11 protein-coding genes and 2 pseudogenes are annotated in these 16,779 nt (G+C 51.1%); 6 read left to right on the forward strand and 7 right to left on the reverse strand.

The genetic code is table 11. The features are described 5' to 3' along the window. Positions 1-714: 714 nt before the first annotated feature. A complete protein-coding gene (locus P1X16_RS28740; RefSeq protein ID WP_277236236.1) occupies positions 715-3,813 on the reverse strand; it encodes a DEAD/DEAH box helicase family protein in 3,099 nt (1,032 codons plus the stop codon). Positions 3,814-4,090: 277 nt separating this feature from the next. Between P1X16_RS28740 and P1X16_RS28745 the strand changes: the two genes are divergently transcribed. Together P1X16_RS28745 and P1X16_RS28750 are read left to right on the forward strand one after the other, a co-directional pair. Then, on the forward strand, positions 4,091-5,905 hold the full coding sequence (locus tag P1X16_RS28745; RefSeq protein ID WP_277236238.1) for an AAA family ATPase: 1,815 nt from the start codon (positions 4,091-4,093) through the stop codon (positions 5,903-5,905). 56 nt (positions 5,906-5,961) lie between these two features. After that, positions 5,962-6,735, forward strand: coding sequence for a hypothetical protein (locus P1X16_RS28750; protein ID WP_277236240.1), 774 nt, complete (start codon positions 5,962-5,964; stop codon positions 6,733-6,735). Between the two features lie 498 nt (positions 6,736-7,233). Here P1X16_RS28750 and P1X16_RS28755 read toward each other — a convergent pair whose 3' ends face one another. From P1X16_RS28755 to P1X16_RS28770, 4 genes and pseudogenes are all read right to left on the reverse strand, one after another. After that, positions 7,234-8,241: a hypothetical protein gene (locus P1X16_RS28755; protein WP_277236242.1), complete on the reverse strand. Its 1,008-nt coding sequence runs from the start codon at positions 8,239-8,241 to the stop codon at positions 7,234-7,236. A 50-nt stretch (positions 8,242-8,291) separates the two neighbouring features. Continuing rightward, positions 8,292-9,944, reverse strand: a complete 1,653-nt coding sequence (locus tag P1X16_RS28760) for a DUF4041 domain-containing protein (protein ID WP_277236243.1) — start codon at positions 9,942-9,944, stop codon at positions 8,292-8,294. Positions 9,945-10,085: 141 nt separating this feature from the next. Continuing rightward, positions 10,086-11,333 (reverse strand): DUF1036 domain-containing protein, encoded by a 1,248-nt coding sequence (locus tag P1X16_RS28765; RefSeq protein WP_277236245.1) that lies wholly within the window; start codon positions 11,331-11,333, stop codon positions 10,086-10,088. A gap of 335 nt (positions 11,334-11,668) precedes the next feature. After that, positions 11,669-12,172: pseudogene (locus P1X16_RS28770) on the reverse strand (IS3 family transposase); the annotation flags it as partial. Positions 12,173-12,252: 80 nt separating this feature from the next. Between P1X16_RS28770 and P1X16_RS28775 the strand changes: the two are divergent. The 3 genes from P1X16_RS28775 to P1X16_RS28785 all read left to right on the forward strand — a co-directional run bounded on the left by P1X16_RS28775 (position 12,253) and on the right by P1X16_RS28785 (position 13,305). After that, the gene (locus P1X16_RS28775) at positions 12,253-12,474 is read left to right on the forward strand and encodes a hypothetical protein (protein WP_277236247.1); all 222 of its coding nucleotides are present in this window, start codon (positions 12,253-12,255) and stop codon (positions 12,472-12,474) included. A 104-nt stretch (positions 12,475-12,578) separates the two neighbouring features. Continuing rightward, complete coding sequence (locus P1X16_RS28780; RefSeq protein WP_277236249.1) at positions 12,579-12,710, forward strand: hypothetical protein; 132 nt, start codon at positions 12,579-12,581, stop codon at positions 12,708-12,710. 304 nt (positions 12,711-13,014) lie between these two features. Further along, entirely contained in the window at positions 13,015-13,305 is a 291-nt protein-coding gene (locus tag P1X16_RS28785; protein ID WP_277236251.1) for a hypothetical protein, read from the forward strand. A gap of 85 nt (positions 13,306-13,390) precedes the next feature. On the opposite strand, the pseudogene P1X16_RS28790 reads toward P1X16_RS28785, so the two are convergent. Beyond that, positions 13,391-14,449: pseudogene (locus P1X16_RS28790) on the reverse strand (bestrophin family ion channel). A 492-nt stretch (positions 14,450-14,941) separates the two neighbouring features. Here P1X16_RS28790 and P1X16_RS28795 point away from each other — a divergent pair. Continuing rightward, a complete protein-coding gene (locus P1X16_RS28795) occupies positions 14,942-15,085 on the forward strand; it encodes a hypothetical protein (protein WP_277236253.1) in 144 nt (47 codons plus the stop codon). Positions 15,086-15,179: 94 nt separating this feature from the next. On the opposite strand, the gene P1X16_RS28800 is transcribed toward P1X16_RS28795, so the two are convergent. Continuing rightward, the gene (locus P1X16_RS28800; RefSeq protein ID WP_277236255.1) at positions 15,180-16,310 is read right to left on the reverse strand and encodes a replication initiation protein; all 1,131 of its coding nucleotides are present in this window, start codon (positions 16,308-16,310) and stop codon (positions 15,180-15,182) included. Between the last annotated feature and the right edge of the window lie 469 nt (positions 16,311-16,779).

Here is a 16,779-nt window from a genome sequence, read left to right on the forward strand (position 1 = left end):
CTGGCACGGCAGTTTGAGGCACCGCCCTGGACTAGGACACGGCCGCGGAACTGCGTCAGTTACGGGTCTTGATTTGGCGGCAAGCACAGCACTGGCTATCTTAAAATAGGCATTGCCCTCGGAATGCTCTCGTCGTATGATCTTAGATTTCAAACCAATGGCCTGCTTCCGTTTTAGCAAAGCGCCCCGCGCGAACTATTCGGTGCGCCAGCTTGCTACGTATTGGGCGTTGTGGTCAGTGGCGCCGGCAAGGGCGAAATACCGCGTGAAAAACTAGTATATGAGCTATCTGCCCTTACCCGAAAAACTAGCCCGTCTGGGGTTTGCCTAATCGCCTAAGTCCCTTCGGCGCATCCTGTATACCAACTAGCCAGCCGTCCGTCCGAGTCTGGTTCCCCGCCGTTCCATCCACTTACACCCTGATCAGGGCCGCCTGCGCCTGCTCGACTACCGGCAGAGCACGGTGTCGGTGTTTGCGAGTCGCTGCCCCGATGAGGCCTTTTTCGATCGGTTGCTGCAGGCAGTGGGCTGGACTTACCCTTAGCCAGCCTTACTCTGGTCATATGCACTGTCTTGTCGTGCAATAGGCTGACAGATCTGAAAACTCTTAGGATATTCCGGACGACACACTTTATATCGTTTGTGCCATTAAGTAACTTTAGTAGCCAGTTCTTCATTTCAGTTAAAAGTGTTCACGTAGTTAAAAGTTACTAACTACGGACGACAGAAAACTTTAAATAGACCGCCAATAGCTGACACGCTGCTCCAGGTGGATTGCAGTAGGTATATGAATTGAATTACTTCGCCTCTCGGCTTGGTTTTTTGGCGCTCTCGTTCAAATGCTTGTCGTGACAGACCTGCTCCCATCACAATCCACACCTCCCGAGAAGAAGCCGGATGCCGAACGACTTTTTGAATCTCCCGCCACAGTTGCTGGCCGGTTAGGCTAGTAGAGTTAAGACGTGTGCGTGGGGATACCAACCCAATATCTTGGAGTTCCCAGGAGCGTGACCAGATTTGCGAGCTTTTAAGCGACCCATCCCACTGTGGATTCAAAACCCCTAAGTTTTTGACAGCCTGCCCGCATACTTCGTGGAAAGCAGAAGCTGAAACGCGGTCACTGGCCGACTTGTATTTGGCATGGATAAGGGCGACGCGGGGGGGATTTTGCTGTATAGCAATAAAATCTGCTAGTTCATTGCCTAAGTCATCGCAGATTAAGATGTCTGGTCTAAAGCCCTCAGACTGAAAAAGAGAGGAAAGCCGCTGTCTTCCATCTATGTAATCGAACAAGCTATCTGGCTGCCAAGCAACAGTACTTGCCCAAGAAGGATGGTTTTTTATTCCTTTCTCACTGGTTATCGAAGCCAAGTCTGGAAGCCCGATCAGAATGTTGGCCAAATCAATTTTGCCCGTGGTACGGCGACCCCAGAGAGGCAGACGTGATTTGAAGAATTGACCATGTGCGTAAATTGAGCCGTCCTCAATAACAAGTCGGAAGGCCTGCTTAGCATTGAGAAAATGCAGTAAGCTCTGCCGGCGTGTTGCTTGCGCGCCTTGCTGTACGTGCAGTTGCCCCAACCCCGAAGACACTAATTCAAAGCGCTTCCGGTCACTATGATAAACTAGCTGTACACTAATAATGCTACCATTAACCCGGTACTCGAATCGACCGTTGGTGATGTCGGCACAAGTGTCATCGAAGTGTAACACAACCGGACTGTCAGTGCCTACCGACTCTAGGGTAACATATTCTTCCTCAATATTCTCCATATCCAGCAGGATATGACTTGGCTGTGGGTTCGTTGGCGCAGGTTGGTAGGCCGCGAACCGGTTAAATAGAGCAGTTCCTTTAGTCTGACTTGCGGCCAATTCAACTGCGATTGCGTCCAGCCAGCTAATATAATCTTGATAATGCACGGGGTCAGACGTGAGTTGCGTGATCCGCCCGCGGGTAAAGCCTATATACCTGCGACGAAACACTTGACCACCCGTATCGACAGTGCCTGATACGGTTGAGCAGAAGTGCGCATAGTCGGCCAAGCCCGGAGCCAGGTCTTCCACCGCGCGGGCACTAAGACTTCGGCGGCGGACACTAAAATTGCCGAGGTCGCTGTTGAGTAATGATATTTGCGAGACCCGAGTGTTGCCTTCGGGTAAGAGCCTTTCCAGAAGTTCCGGGGATACTCGGTGGGCATGTTCAAGTAGGTATGTAGGCGTAGTTCCCGAAGTATTGTAAAAAAACAGCCACCCATCTTTCTGGCGAATAATGACGTAGCCTAAGTTGAACTCTAAGAATGTCTGGTCAAACAGCAGGGGTGAGGTACGGCATTTGGCGTAGAGTAAAATAATAGTCCCTGTTTCCGGGCTAGCCTCATTGGTCAGCACGTAGTCATCCTCGTCCAACTCTTTAGCTAACTCATTGTGTAAAGTCGCCAGCGAGAAAGACGCTGCCGGCGTGAAGACGCTGGCTGTTAACCGAAATGCTAGGTGATCATAGAATAGTGGATTATCAGGTGAGAAACGTGCCCTGTAATTGCCATCTAGGTAAACTAAGTGGTTTTGAATCTCGCTTACTTCCACGAACATTTCCTTCGGGCCAGCTTCATGGGTATCCCCGCCCAGCAAGCTCTCATAAGTGACGTATGCTTTCCACTTGAATCGCAGCTTATGGCGGGGATGGCTAAATACATATGCTCGTTGGTTAGGCTGCTGGGATGGATTGCGCAGGATACGCCCCACCTGCTGAATTAACGCTCGAGAGTTAGCCAACGGTTGATAAATGGCGAGAAGACAAAACGCCGGGTCATCAATACCTTCAATAAGTTTATTTTGGTGTACCCAAAAAACCGCTTGGTTCCTGACTGGGTCAGGTACCGTCCGGTAAGACGACTGCTCGTCATCATCGGTAAAATTATCGTGCATCTCTACAACCGAATGGCCGCGCGATCTCAAGTGAGCAGTGACTTGCCGAATGTCGTCGCTAGTGGCGCAACGAACAATTACGCGTGGATGGGTAACAGCAGATGGCTTCAGTAATTGAAACTCACCAGTGAAGAAATGTAATAGTGCTTCAGTGAATGCCTGCGGGGTTTCACCAAACACAACCTCCCTGAACTCAACCTGACGAATGAAGTTGTCCTCGACAGCTTGCTGATGGAGAAACTGATATGTGTGGGAGTTGGTAATGTTGAAAAGTCGGTGGTCGTTGCGGTAAGGCGTGGCTGTAAACAGGATAGTTGGCTTGCCGAGCGACCGCACTGCTTTGGCCCACTGCGGTGCCGGCTCCCGATGCCCCTCATCCACAAGTACTAAATCAATTGCATTCTGCAGCGTAAAATAGCTGCTGTGATAACTTGAATTGATATCTAAGCTAGCGGCGTGCAAGCGCTCTAGGGATTGATTAGTACAGACATAAACGGTAGGTGCATCACCTGCTTTAACAATAGCCTTAGTTGCTTCGGCAGCGCGGAATCTGTGAACAGGTTTTATAGCTGACCATGGAGTAACACCCAGTTTATTCCAAACCCGGGTTTTAATTTCTTCTTTGAGTTGCTTAGTAAGCTGCGCCCACGGCGCGACAATTAGTACGCTTCGCACATTAGGCAGCAACTGGGATACAACTGCCATAATTGCAGTTTTACCACTCCCTGTGGGCATCCGCACTAGCGCAGCCTCTAGAACCCCTGCTGCCAGATAGCCCTCAACCATGCTGGCAGCACCGACCTGATGAGGCCACAGATTTATCTCAGACCATGTTGGAGTAGGAGTTTCGGACTGCTGAGAGGGTAAATTTGTTGAGGGAGAAATCATTTGCTAGATGGTATCTATTATCAATTTAGAAAGCGCCAAAAAGTAGCTGTTCCAGGTGAATAAAAACTTCTCGCAATTGCAAAATATTGATAGAATATTTCACTGGCTGAACATAACCGTGCCCACATCTACTCGCTCATAGCCGTTATCAGAAAACAGTTTGGATACAGGCCTAGATTGTGTGTTCTGAAAAACAGATTTGTGAATTTCACAGGAAAGTGTAGATCTGCAACCAAAATTACTAACTTGTTTAGTATAATAATATCATTGTTGGATAATGAAACTACTTCGCTTCAAAGTGCAAAAATTTAAATCTATCCAGGACAGTGGATGGGTGGAAGTAAGTGAACTTAGTACCATTCTAGGTACGAATGAAGCAGGCAAAACCAACTTGTTGCTTGCACTTTGGAAACTAAGGCCAGCGAATAAAGAGCCAATAGTACCACTATCTGATTATCCAAGAAAAAGCTATGCAGCTTACGAAGAAACCGAAGGCAATGAGAAATTCATTACTGCGGTTTTTGAAGCTGATGAGACTACTGCGCAAGAAATAGCTAACGTAGAGGGTAAAGAACAACAGTTATTCAAGCTAATTAGCGTTTACCGCCGATACGATGGGAAGTATGGTTGCAGTGCAATAGATGACACTGGGAATGTGTTAGCATACATTGACGCCGGATTCACTGTGCTATTGAAGTACCTTCCTGAATTTGTTTATTTTTCAGATTATGGCAATTTGGATTCTGAAATTTATTTGCCTCATGTAATTGATAATGCTACACGAACAGACCTAGGTGAGAAGGAACGAGCCAAAGCAAGAAGCCTGAATGTATTATTTGAGTATGTAAAACTTAAGCCAAAAGAGATACTGGAGCTTGGTCAAGAAGCACAAGCTCAAAAAAAGGATGTATATGGTAATGTTACCAATGCTAAGCTGACCGAAGCTGAAATAGGAGCTGATAGAGAAAAAAAGAAGAAGCGTGAGATTCTGCTAACATCGGCATCCACCCAACTGACAGAATCCTTTCGAGAGTGGTGGAAGCAAGGTGACTACCGCTTTCGATTTCAAGCTGATGGTAATCACTTTCGTATTTGGGTAAGCGATGACCGAAGGAAAGAGGAAGTGGAATTAGAAGGGCGTAGCCGTGGGCTACAGTGGTTCTTCAGTTTCTTCCTAGTATTTCTAGTAGAAAGCAAGAACTCACATAAAAATAGTATTCTTCTCCTTGATGAGCCCGGATTAGCTCTGCATCCTGTTGCCCAAGCCGACCTTATAAAGTTCTTTGCTTCTCTTGCTAAGGATAATCAATTAATCTATACGACTCATTCACCATTCCTTGTTGACCCGAACAATCTTGTCAATATCAAAGCTATTTATGTTGATGAGAAAGGCTCGTCAACCGTTTCATCCAATCTACGGCAGGGTAGTACAGTTGCTGATCATTCTGTATACCCTGTACACGCAGCAATTGGCCTAAGCGTATCAGATGGGCTTCTAATGGGATGTCAACCCGTTATGGTAGAAGGCTCTTCAGATCAAATCTACTTACAGATTGTTAAAAACATTCTGTTAAGTCAGTCGAAGTATCATAATAACAAAGAGATGATATTCATCCCCACCGGTGGTGTGCGAGGAATGGGACCTATTATTAGCATAATTGCTGGCCGGGATAGTCAATTACCATATGCCATCCTCGATTCTGATAAGTCGGGAAAGGACAAGGAGAAACAACTCTATTCTGGATTATATAAAGATGATAAGAGGAAGATAATTGGCCTAACAGCTATCCTCGGAGAAGGGGAATTTGAGATAGAAGATTTACTTCCGGCTGATGAGTTGGCAAGAGTGTTCTCAAAGGAATACAGAGGTAAGCAGACTGACGACTTCGATGAGTTGCTAGACGAGTCAAAGCCAATTATCCCCCAGATGGAAGCCTTTGCTCTGCAAAATGGCCATAAGCTTGAACCGGGTTGGAAAGTTGAACTAGCTAAATCTGTACAAAAGGTCTCTGCTCGTATTGCTACCAAGACATCTCCGGAATTAGTTAAGAAGTGGAAAAAGTTGTTTGATAAGCTAACTACAACTAGTTAAACGATTGAAAGCTTCAATAGAGACTTCCTGATTTTAATCTTCTAATAGGTAGAAACATGAGCTTTTTTGACTTGTTTAAATTATCCGGTAAAACTCCAGAGGGAAAATCATCGGGCATATTTGTGCCTGATAAATCATGCTTTATTGAATTAAAAAATGGGCCAGAAGGAGCTTCAATTAATGCTATTAGTCAACATTTACGGTATCACAGTGATCAAGTTTATACTTACCTAGGGGATCACGATACTAATTCCGATATAAGGTGCATAGTATATGAGTTGTTTTCTAAAAACATCGTATTTATCAGTACAAAAGACACTGTTAGAACTATTGACCTGAATAAGCTGACGCATTTCACTAGAAATCTTGGCGATTCAATGTTTGATAGCTATAGTGTGCACAGTAGCCTTACTGATGGTATTGAAAATCAATCATTAACGTCTAATTTTATTTCCAAGGTTTTAGCTCTCGAAAATATAGAACCAAATGGCATCTTCTATGCTGACAAACTTGGCTTATATCTTTATTTCACGAATGGTTTGCTGACTGACTTCCAATCTTCTGACGGGTTAACTCATTGGGCAAAGCGTTGGAAACAGCTAAATCCTAGGATTATTGCTATGATCGAGGATGAGGCGAAACGTTATTGGAAAGATGATCATAAACAGGTATTGAATGAAATTAATGTTCAATCAGATGCATTAGCTAAAATCCCGCAGGCAGTTGATAATGAGTTTATCCCTTTACACACAAATAGTATCGGGGTAGTTAATTTTCACATGTTACTTGTGAGCCATTACAAGCATCCTCTGATGGTGAGGACTTTATAATTCTTAACCATGGCCGATATACGCCACTACAGCATTTGAGTGAAGGTGATAATTTAGTGTTTAAGTGCGGAAATTTTATCCACGAGTTTTCGAAAGAAGGTGAGCTTACAAAATCATATCTCACTGACAGGTCTAGATAGTGTAGGCATTATGCATCAAGTAAAAGCCCCTTATAACGTCAGTTATAAGGGGCTTTTCTGTTTTTTAAAGTTATTATTAGTCCATAGCTTTCTTTCTTAAACGCTTGGTAAGGCCGAGCGAAGGCCGACCAGCGAGAAGGTTTCTTCACGAGTAGCTAACCGACATATCCTAAGCACTTTGCAAAGGCTGCCGGCCCATTGCTGCGCAGCTTACAGTCTCTTGCTACCATACTCGTCATTGCTGTCACTTTAATTTAAGAACGCAGAGATCTGCCATCTCAACTCGGATTTTTATCAACTGTATTGACGACCGAGTAGTTTCGGCACCTTATTCAATCTAGCTCTAATGGTGGGCTCATTACTTTTTTCTCGCGACCAGCGGGGCGGCAAGTCCAACCCGGTCTACAGCTTGGAAGCCACCTGTCTTAATGAACTTCATGGTATGGTTGAAGTTGCGCATCGAGTCAGATGGATCAAGAGCGGTGAAATTAAGCTGATCGAGCGTGGTACGCGGAATAGCAACGGAGACGATAACTTGGTTTTCGACGCGGCCCGTAGCGGGATTGAGCTGCTTGGTCAAGGCGTGCACTACTACCTGGCGGATGGGAAGGTGAGCGTACACTTCGCGTGCGACGCGGAGTAGGCAACCACATACATAGTCTTGGTAGAGCTCGTTAAATTTGCTGATTGGAAGCGCCTTGCGCGATAGCTTGCCGCTGGCTAATTGGCTCACCACGAAATCGGGAATAATGTCCGTCGTATTCACGTGCACGTCTACTTCGATGTGGTCCGCCGTGAAGGTAAATTCCAACTGGGAACCCAACTGGCTGATGCTGTCGAAAGGCTTGAAAATTTCTAGCACCTGTTGGTACACATCGGAATCCTTGGCCAGCACCTGACGGGTGAGGTCCTGCCGATCTTGCCACTCGATACACTGGCGATTATATTCCGTCTGACGCTCTGCCGTGAGTTGCGTGTCGCGCTGGCGGGCGGTAGTCAGGGCCTGTTGCAGACCTTGAATCTTCCCCGGCCCACGCTTAAACAAGCGATCAAAAAATCCTGGTTGGTACGTCTCCAGAGCAGTTTGGGCCGTTCGCTCGTGCTCCACACTGGGAGAAGGAATTGCCGGGGGCTGCTCGTGCTGCATAGAGGCCCAGTTAACTGGCTCGCTGCAATCGTGATGCACTGACTTAATCACGCTGACATAGTCGTTGTAATCAGCGATGGCCTGGGTCGCACTAGTAAGGGCCTGTTCTTTCTGCAACTGCTTGAACTGCTGGGCTGCGACACGGGCGCGGCGCTGTTGATCGCGTTCTACACGCCGGGCAGTGGCGGCAAACGAACGGGCGGCTCCTTTCCAACTCATACAAAAGATAGATTAAGAATGACTAAAACGTAGGTAAAGTCGCGGATTGCTCATAATTCTTGTTCTTCGGCTTCTAGTTCGGTAGGAGCATTTTCCAACTGAAACCGCTCCCACTCTGCTCGGTCAATGGTGTTGTTCGTTAAGGCCTGCTCAATAGCTAGGCTCTCGCGATACTCATGGGCCGCAGCGGACAACGTCCATTTAGTATCAATACCGAGTCGCTCGATCTCTGCTCGGATTTGCGCGAGGTCAACCCGAAAAAATTCTTTGCGCGGATTTGCTTTATTGACCTGTTGACGCAGGAAATGACGATGTAAGTCCCGCTCCAGCGCCGGCGCATCTTCGCTAAAGAGCAGGGCATGGACATCAAACTCGAAGGGGACCGACGCATCGCCGAGCTCCCGCACGCGGTCCAAGGGTTCGAGGCGGCGGGTCATACCAATTTTGTACACGTGCTCGCCGAACGAGCCGATATTGGAGATAATATAGACGTGGCCCGACTTGGTTTGCTGGGCCATTGACAAGGCCCGCTGATTTTTCTCTTGCGCGACCTGTAGCCGACCTTCCAGCTCCTGTAACTGCAACTCAAATGCGGCCCGTTGCTCATCTGACGCTTTTGCCGCCTGCTGCTGCACCTTGTCAATGGCCTTTTGCAACGTATCTTCCTGTTTGCTGGCCTCACGCTGTGCTTTTTCGAAGTCCCGGCGGGCTTTCTCCTCTTCCCGGATCTGCTCTTTGATCAGCCGCTGCTCTTCTCGCTCCTGCAGCTTCAATTCGTGGGCAATAGTTGCCCAGCGCAGTTCTTCTAGGCGCGCTTCCAGATACTCGGGCGTGATGCGCGCCTCTTTAAAAGGCTTGCCCAGGTTGTTGACCAGCGCGTAAGCATCTTTAATCTGCTGGGCTAAGGTGCCATAGTTGTCATGTTTGACGCTGGCTAAAATCGTATCAACTTTGCCATTAAAGGCATCAGTTACAAAGTTCACCGCCGTTGTTTTGCGCACTGCTTCAACATAGTCGCACTGTGCCGCCGTGGCGGCACGCACGAAGAAACGGGTGCGCTCCCGGGCGTTTTTCAATTCTATACCCGCTTGCGCATGCCCGAATTCCTCGGCTAAGTCATCCAGCAACGTGTAGGACGGAACTAAATACTGGTCGCCGTAGCCACTAATCGTATTCTTAAGGGCTTGAATTGTTTTTTCCAACCCCGCTGCGTTGCGAGCGGCCGCTAAGGCCTCGCCCGCAATATCTTCGGCGCGTTGGTTGGCGGTCGCCACGATGCGGGCTGCTTCCGTAGTTGCGTTGAGCAATACGCCTTCCGCCTGGGTTTGCAGGACCCGCGCCTTGACGCCCGCCTGCTCCCAAATCTCTTTGCCTTCCGCGCGGGCTTGTTGCCGTTCCGTGGTCGCGGCCGCACGGAGGTCGGTCGCTTCCCCTTGCGCCCGCGTTAAAATTACGGCGGCTTCGTTGTCGGCCGCGGTGCGAACCTGCCGGGCGTGTTGCTCAGCGTCTAAAATCGGCCGGTAGGGACGGAGTTGATCTAGCTCCTGTTGCAGTTGCACTTCCCGCAGCCGAGCAGCTGCTACCTGTTGCTCGGTCGTTGTGCGCAGTTGAACGAGTTCTTGCTCCGTGGTTTTGCCTTTTCTACGTTGCAGCAACAAGAACACAAGTGCCGCTAGGAGGAGCAATAGTAAAGATTCAGTCATGGGTGCATAAGGTAAATTACCATTCGAGAAGATGGTGTGACAAGTAGTAGCTATAAAAGCACTCTAGATGCGGGGTATTCGTTCTGGGACACTAACTCCCAGTTCTAATAAAGCGCCAATAGTCGGTGGCAGCGGCAGTCACTACTCCTCAATGATTGCCACGACCTCCAGGGCATAATGGATGCCGTATAGATTGTCCGGGTTCTGTAGGCCCAGGTACACCTGTTGACTCGCAGTTTGCGATACCGGCACCACGGCGGACGTAAGACTGCTCCGGGTACCCTCGCGCAGATACGAGAACTCTTTCTTGGCCTGAAACAGGTCGGTCTGCTGGGTATTGCCCAGCAAATACACGTTGCAGATACTGCCCCCAGGAGGGGTGCTCAAGGCGTTGAGCGCTAACGTTAGGGTTCCCGTGTTATCAACGAGCCGTGAGAGTTCCGATACCAGTTTGAATTGGGCTCGCGCCGCCTGTAATTGGGCCTCGTTGCGGAAGGCCGTGAATTCATAATACCAGGAAACCGTGTTCGGTGGTAACTGCACCGGAATCACCGTGCGGCTGTTACCCGGGTTATAGTAACTAACCAGATAGCCTTGCTGCGGCTCCAATACTTTTATGGTGCGGTATTTCTTGGTTGTTATAACTTCTTTTCCGGCGGCATCCCACCGCCGGACTGGGCCAGTGGCTCGTCCGTTCTGGTAAACAAGCTCTTCCCGCTTTCTACCACTCTCATCATACGTGATACAGGTACCCTGCGGCATGGCAGGGTGCTCACTCTGGAGCTTGCCATCCCATTGCAATTTATTGCTGGGCCAATAGTAATCACGCACCAAGCCCGTAGGTACGCCTTGTTGGTAGTTGATGCGGCGCATATACGTCGCCTGGTCCGGTTTGAGCACTTCTTCTTTATCCCGATCCAGGTAAACCAGCCATTCTCCGGTTCGGCGTCCCTGCTGGGTGCAGTTAAGCGCGGGCAAGCGTAACCGATAGGAGCGCTGGCCTGCCGGAAGATCAACTTTAACAAACCCCGCTTTCTTCACCTCCTTGTTGAGGGTGACGGGGGCGTCTGTACCCGCATTAGCAATAGCAAAGGCTTCCGTGGGATGTATAAAGAGCGCATAGTTGCCTGTATACCCTTGGTCACAGGCCGTACTCACCCCATGGTAATAAAAGGTGCCGCCCGCAATTCCGGTAGGCAATAAGGTGATGGAGTCGTGGGGCGCAATCGGCATCCACCCCTTCGTGTTCCAACCTTTAAATAATCCTTTCTCGACATAAAAGCCAATTGCCACGGATACCGCCTGCTCCGTGGGGTTGACCATGGTCAGTTGGGCGAAACTGGGGGAAGAAGAAAGAAGGATAAGTAGAAATAGTAGCCGTAGCTTCATGTAAGGTAATAGGAAAGAAAAAACAAAAGCGCGCGCTTTAAACGCAGGAAATAAGCCTGATGTTAAAATAGACAGGTAACTGTAAGTAGGCACGAAAGATAATAGCTCCTCCGTTACCAGGCAAGCAGTATACCAGTAGCCACAAAGTAGACGGCTACGTCTACCGCATTCGATATTGCAATAATCGCTTCTTGCTTACTACTGATATCCACGCAATTATTAATATAGTGCCATTTTTTACTAATCTTAATTAGTAGGAACTCACTGCTTTTCAACCTTATCGTGTCGCCCTTCTTAATCACTCCGTTAATTGCAACAAGACCAACTGAGGTGGTTTAGCTAAGCTGGACACAACTGGGACATTGTTTGAAGGTGAGTTTCGAAGTGGTTGGGGCAAGATAGCCGAGCGACGAATGCCGCCGCTCTGCGTTGTAGTAGGCAATATGATGGCTGATTTCGAGCTTGGCCTCGACCAGTCCGGTGAAACTGCCGCCGTCGAGCAGTTCGGCCTTGAAGCGGCTCCAGAACGATTCGGCGTGGGCGTTGTCGTAGCAGTTGCCCTGTCGGCTCATGCTCTGCAGCGCGCCGTGTTGGGCGACTAAGTCTTTAAAGCGGGTGGACGTGTACTGGCTGCACTGGTCGGAGTGGATGACGAGCCCGGCCGCGGGCAGGCGCACCAACAGGGCCCGGCACAGGGCCTCGCTGACCAAGTCCTCGGGCATGGTATCGCGCATGTCCCAGCCCACGATTTTGCGCAAGCAACGGTCCAGCCACACGGCCAGATAGAACCAGCCCTGGCGGGGCAGGTACGTAATGTCGCCAACCCACACCCGGTTCGGGGCGGTGGGGGCCGCTTGGCCGAGCTAGCGGTTGGGCGCGGCCCGCACGGTCGGGTCCGTGTCGGTGGTGCGCGGCACAAATGAGCGCGGCTGTTGGGCCCGCAGGCCTGGAGCACGCGGCGGATGCGCCAACGGCCCACCGTATGGCCTTCGGCCTACACTTCGGCGCGGAGGCGGCGCGTGCCGTAGCGCTGGTTGTGCCGGCTAAACGCTTCGCGCACGGCCACTTGCCAGGCCGACTCGACCGGTGGTGCTTATTGGCGGCGCTGCCACGCATAATAGGCCGCCGGGGCCACGCGTAGCACCTGGCAAAGCTGGCGCACCGGAGCCTAGCTGGCCCGCCGGGCGATGTGCTGATAGACGCTCACGGGGTCGGCTGGGCGAAGATGACCAAGGCTTTTTTAAAATGTCTAGCTCCTGTGCCAGCCGTTTGCTGGCCGCCCGAAGGGCACGCACTTCCGGGTTGCGGGCCACTGCTACACTACCCACTTCGGCCCAGCAGTTGGGCCTGCTGCCCAACTGCTGGGCCGCGGCCTAGGTACTGCGGCTTTCACTAGCCAGGCGAAGGGCCTCGGCCTTAAAGGTCTCGTCATATTTACGCCGTTTGTCGGGCAACGCCCCACTGGATTTTGCTGCCATAACAGAAGAAATAGGCGTCCTTCTTCTGTCCATCTTACCTAGACCACCTCAAGCACTACCGTGCCAACTACCACGATTGTCAGCAGTGTCCTCTCAAAGCGAGCTGTGTGCCTTATGCCGACTACCAGTAGTTGATACGCTCGGCTTTTGAGGCAGCCTACCGTCGCGCCTGGTACCGGCAGCGCACTCACCAAGACTAGCTCATGCGCCGAGTCCGACAACGGACCATCAAACCCGTGTTTGGCAACTTGCTCCACCACTACGGCCTGCGCCGAATCAACGTCCGTGGGCAAGCCAGCGCCCACAAATCGATGCTGCTCCGCGCTCAGCCCCGGCAGCAAGTAAAGATTGCAGTAGCACGACCCGTGCCGCCAGCGCCACCACGCGGTCCTATCTGCCGGCTACGCATTCACTACAAACGGGTTGCTGCCGAGAAGATACAACGCGCCTCCATAACAAGACCAGAATTCTGCAACAGTTACGACTGCCAGTAAAGAGTCCAAGCGATGCGCCTTGCTCCATGTTCTGCGTTTAGCTTTCTGGACTTGCGCCTTCCCCCACACCTCCCATTCACATCAATCACATCAAATAAAATGCCTCGGCCGCGAGCGGGGCAGGCACCTGTTCCTCGTCGAGCAGCTGGCGCAAATTGATTTCCACCGTGCGGGCAATCGCTGTGACGGGCGTATCGGTGGGCAGGTCGTTGAAGGGGTCCTGCATGTAACGGGCTGTGTGCTCGACCAAGAAGAAGGTGACGGCGAACATGAGCAGAATCGGAAGTTCCCAGAGGCCGTTGGTTTCCACCAGACTCAGCGACAAGGTGCCTAAAAACAAATAGATCAGCAAATGCACCAGCCGCCGATAGTTGGTGGGAAACACGGTGCTTTTAATGCGCTCGGCCCGTCCCATCGAGTCGCACAGGCGCACGAGGGTTTCATCGAGCTACACTTGCTGGAAGGGATTGAGAGCTTCCTGCTCGTAGAGGCTTCTTATTTGCTGCGTGTGCAGAGCCAACAGGGCCAAGGGTTTGTTGGCGTGCCGCCCCGCGTAGGCGACCTCCGACGCCGACAGGTACTGGGCCAGCGTAGCCATGGGGTCCTGGCCCCGCAGCACCTCCCCCAGGCCGTAGCACCAGGCAATCTGCCGGTAGGCTAGGCTACGCAACAGCGGCTCGGTCAGCTGCTCTGCCTTCACAAAGCTGCGCACCTGCAGCACGAGCGTGCGCGAATCGTTGACGATGGCGCCCCATACTTTGCGCGCCTCCCACCAGCGCTCGTAGGATTGGCTGACGGTAAAGGCCAGCAGCAGCGAAATAGCGCTGCCCAGAATGGAGGGCAAGGACAGCGGAATAGGCGGCAGGTACCGCCCCACGTATAGCTTGAGTACCAGAAAGATCACCGAGATGAGCAGCACCAGCGCCAAGTCGGGCAGAATACGTTTCAGAATAAAGCGAACCGGAAGTTTAGCATCAAGCAGCATACGCCAGACCAAGGAAGAGTGAGCCTGCCTGTACGTAGCCAAGCGGCGGGTAGTTAAACGCGAGGTTTCGCCCGCTTCGTTGAACCCCCTCCAACTGTAGGGGCCGGCTTGCAATGGTGTAGCAACAATGGACAGGTTGAGGAGGGAGTACAAGCTCATTATATCATAGTGGCTGTTGCATAATGCATGACCTATTAGGCGTTGTGTTTCGTAGCAAGTGCATGCAAGGCAAGAGGCAGTTTACCGATAAGGAGGTCACGCGCTTTCGCCTCTCCGAGCGCGTACCCCGCATAATTTCTACCGTTGCCTGGTCGACTGGCGCTTTCTCTACTAGGAGACGCAGGCGCTCTACAGCCACACCGGCCAGACCCCGCTCGACCCGGGGGGTGAACCCGAGCCAGGGGTAATGCTTAAAATCCGGGCAAGGCTGCGACAGCGGGCGGATTTTCGGGCCCTGTCGATGGCCCTGCTAGAACACCTGACCTTCGAGGGCGGCCGTTACTTGTAAGCAGTGAAAGCAGTAAAAACCGGCATATAGCGCCATAAACTGGTTTTTATACTATTTCAGGCATATAATCACGAGTGTAGCCAACTTCTACTGCCGAATAAAAGGCCCGCCGCAGGCGGGCCTTTCTGTTGCCGGGTGGCTTAGTGGCTAACGCCCCTAAAGTGCCCTTTGAAATCACTGAAAACGTACTGAAATTTGAAGAAACTGCTGCGGCATTAGCTGCTGCGATACTGACTATAAAACTGAAGCGTTACTACTACCAATGTGCTGATATTCAGCAGGATTAAGCAGTATATGTTAGTATAAAACCTGCGGTTTTTTGTTGCGCTTTGTGCTTTTTTTTACTGCAAGAATGCGGCGCGGCGGGCGGTCCTGCGGGTGCTATTGGACGGGGTTGCCGGCCCCGGGAAACAGCGTCTGAACGATGTTTTTAGCTTCTCTGCGCAACTCTTTCTTCTCGGCGGCCGTTGCCTCAAGGGCCGCCTTTCCGGCCCGCACAATGGCCGCGTTGCAGTATTTCACCGGCTCGTCAATGGCGCGCGGCCCCACCTTGCGGTGGTCCCAGTCGGTAAGCAGCTTGCGGACGCCCTCCAGCGTGATGGCTTTCAAGTAGAGCGCCATGTTGCGCTCGCTCACCTGGTAGGCCTGCAGCCGAGCGATAACGGGCCCGGTGACGGAGTTGGTCACCCACTCCGGCGGAATCCGGGAGCTCTGTTTGTTGACCAGCTCGAAGCTAAACCCAACGACCCGCGGGCGGCCCTTGCCCGCCAGGTTGGCCGTCTTGAGCGTGTAGGTGAAGGCGTAGGGCGTGCGGGCCAACTCCCGCTGGGCCACGTCGATGGTGTAGGCCACCAAATCTTTGGTTTCGGCAAACTTCATTTTCGGCTTACCGGCCTTGTCGAGTACGGGTTTGTCGCGCTTGTCGAGTTCGGGCGCGCAGTCCATGAGCAGGCGGTACTCGTCGAGTCCTACTTCCCACCAGCCCGTGTCTTTGTAGTGGTTCAGGATCTCGAAGAAGCGCATGGCGTACCAGCTGCGCAGGGCCATGTAGCCGTCGAGCTTATAGAGCGTGTACTCGCCGGCCAGCTGCAAAAAGTACGGGGCCAAGGCCGGGTTCAGGATGATGGTTATGATGCCGTCGCGCACCTCCGAGGGTTGCGGCCGGGTCTGGTCGAGGAGCGGCCGCTGGTAAAAATGCTTGGCGGCCAGATCCTCGAAGTTCCACTTGACTTCCCCCAACTCCACCATCGCCGCCTTGGCCCAGGTGTAGCAGTTGTTGGCGGCCAGGTCGGTGCCGTCCACCAGCTGGCGAACGTTGACCTGGTAATAATCCCGCAATTTTAAATCATCGGTCTGTATCTGTTCAAGCACCTTGGCCATGATACGCTTGCTCATAACCGACATTTTTCTTTGGTGCGAAAACGTCACGTGACGGTGCTGCCGCACCTCGTTGGAGGCGACGGTGGGAGAGGCCTCGGTTTCGGGAAACTCAATGCGTAATGCGGGAGTCATAGAACGAACGAGTTGGTAGAAATCAAAGATAACCGATAAAATAAGGAGTCCGCTGAATCATTTCCTTTTAATGATCTAAAAACCTCCTTTTAATACTCTAAGAACCTCCTTTTTATGGGTCAGCCTGGGCTCTAAAAACCTCCTTTTAATAGAGGCGCCCGACTCTAAAAACCTCCTTTTAATCAATTCACTCCTTATAGTATACAAGTTAGTGATGTTCTGTACCAATAGGCAACCTAGTAAAAAGCCACAATTTTGTTTTCGCGCGAGGAAAAAAAGCTTTTAGGGTGTGGATAACTCGGCCAACGACCCCAGAGGGGAAAACAAACTCCAACAAACCAAACAAAACGGGACCCCAAAAACGGCCGTCAGGCCCGAAAAATTTGATTGCACTTTTCTAAGTTATGTTTTGTGCGTATATAGATACAAGTACAATTTTCAACCAATTGAGCCACGATACGGCCTGAAC

Origin of the sequence: Hymenobacter sp. YC55 (assembly GCF_029433095.1) — a bacterium.
GTDB lineage: Bacteria > Bacteroidota > Bacteroidia > Cytophagales > Hymenobacteraceae > Hymenobacter.

What these genes read in the sequence shown, in the direction of transcription:
- P1X16_RS28740 (WP_277236236.1), bottom strand. Translation starts at nt 3,813, where the DNA reads ATGATTTCTCCCTCAACAAATTTACCCTCTCAGCAGTCCGAAACTCCT.
- P1X16_RS28745 (WP_277236238.1), top strand. Translation starts at nt 4,091, where the DNA reads ATGAAACTACTTCGCTTCAAAGTGCAAAAATTTAAATCTATCCAGGAC.
- P1X16_RS28750 (WP_277236240.1), top strand. Translation starts at nt 5,962, where the DNA reads ATGAGCTTTTTTGACTTGTTTAAATTATCCGGTAAAACTCCAGAGGGA.
- P1X16_RS28755 (WP_277236242.1), bottom strand. Translation starts at nt 8,241, where the DNA reads ATGAGTTGGAAAGGAGCCGCCCGTTCGTTTGCCGCCACTGCCCGGCGT.
- P1X16_RS28760 (WP_277236243.1), bottom strand. Translation starts at nt 9,944, where the DNA reads ATGACTGAATCTTTACTATTGCTCCTCCTAGCGGCACTTGTGTTCTTG.
- P1X16_RS28765 (WP_277236245.1), bottom strand. Translation starts at nt 11,333, where the DNA reads ATGAAGCTACGGCTACTATTTCTACTTATCCTTCTTTCTTCTTCCCCC.
- P1X16_RS28775 (WP_277236247.1), top strand. Translation starts at nt 12,253, where the DNA reads ATGAGCGCGGCTGTTGGGCCCGCAGGCCTGGAGCACGCGGCGGATGCG.
- P1X16_RS28780 (WP_277236249.1), top strand. Translation starts at nt 12,579, where the DNA reads ATGTCTAGCTCCTGTGCCAGCCGTTTGCTGGCCGCCCGAAGGGCACGC.
- P1X16_RS28785 (WP_277236251.1), top strand. Translation starts at nt 13,015, where the DNA reads ATGCGCCGAGTCCGACAACGGACCATCAAACCCGTGTTTGGCAACTTG.
- P1X16_RS28800 (WP_277236255.1), bottom strand. Translation starts at nt 16,310, where the DNA reads ATGACTCCCGCATTACGCATTGAGTTTCCCGAAACCGAGGCCTCTCCC.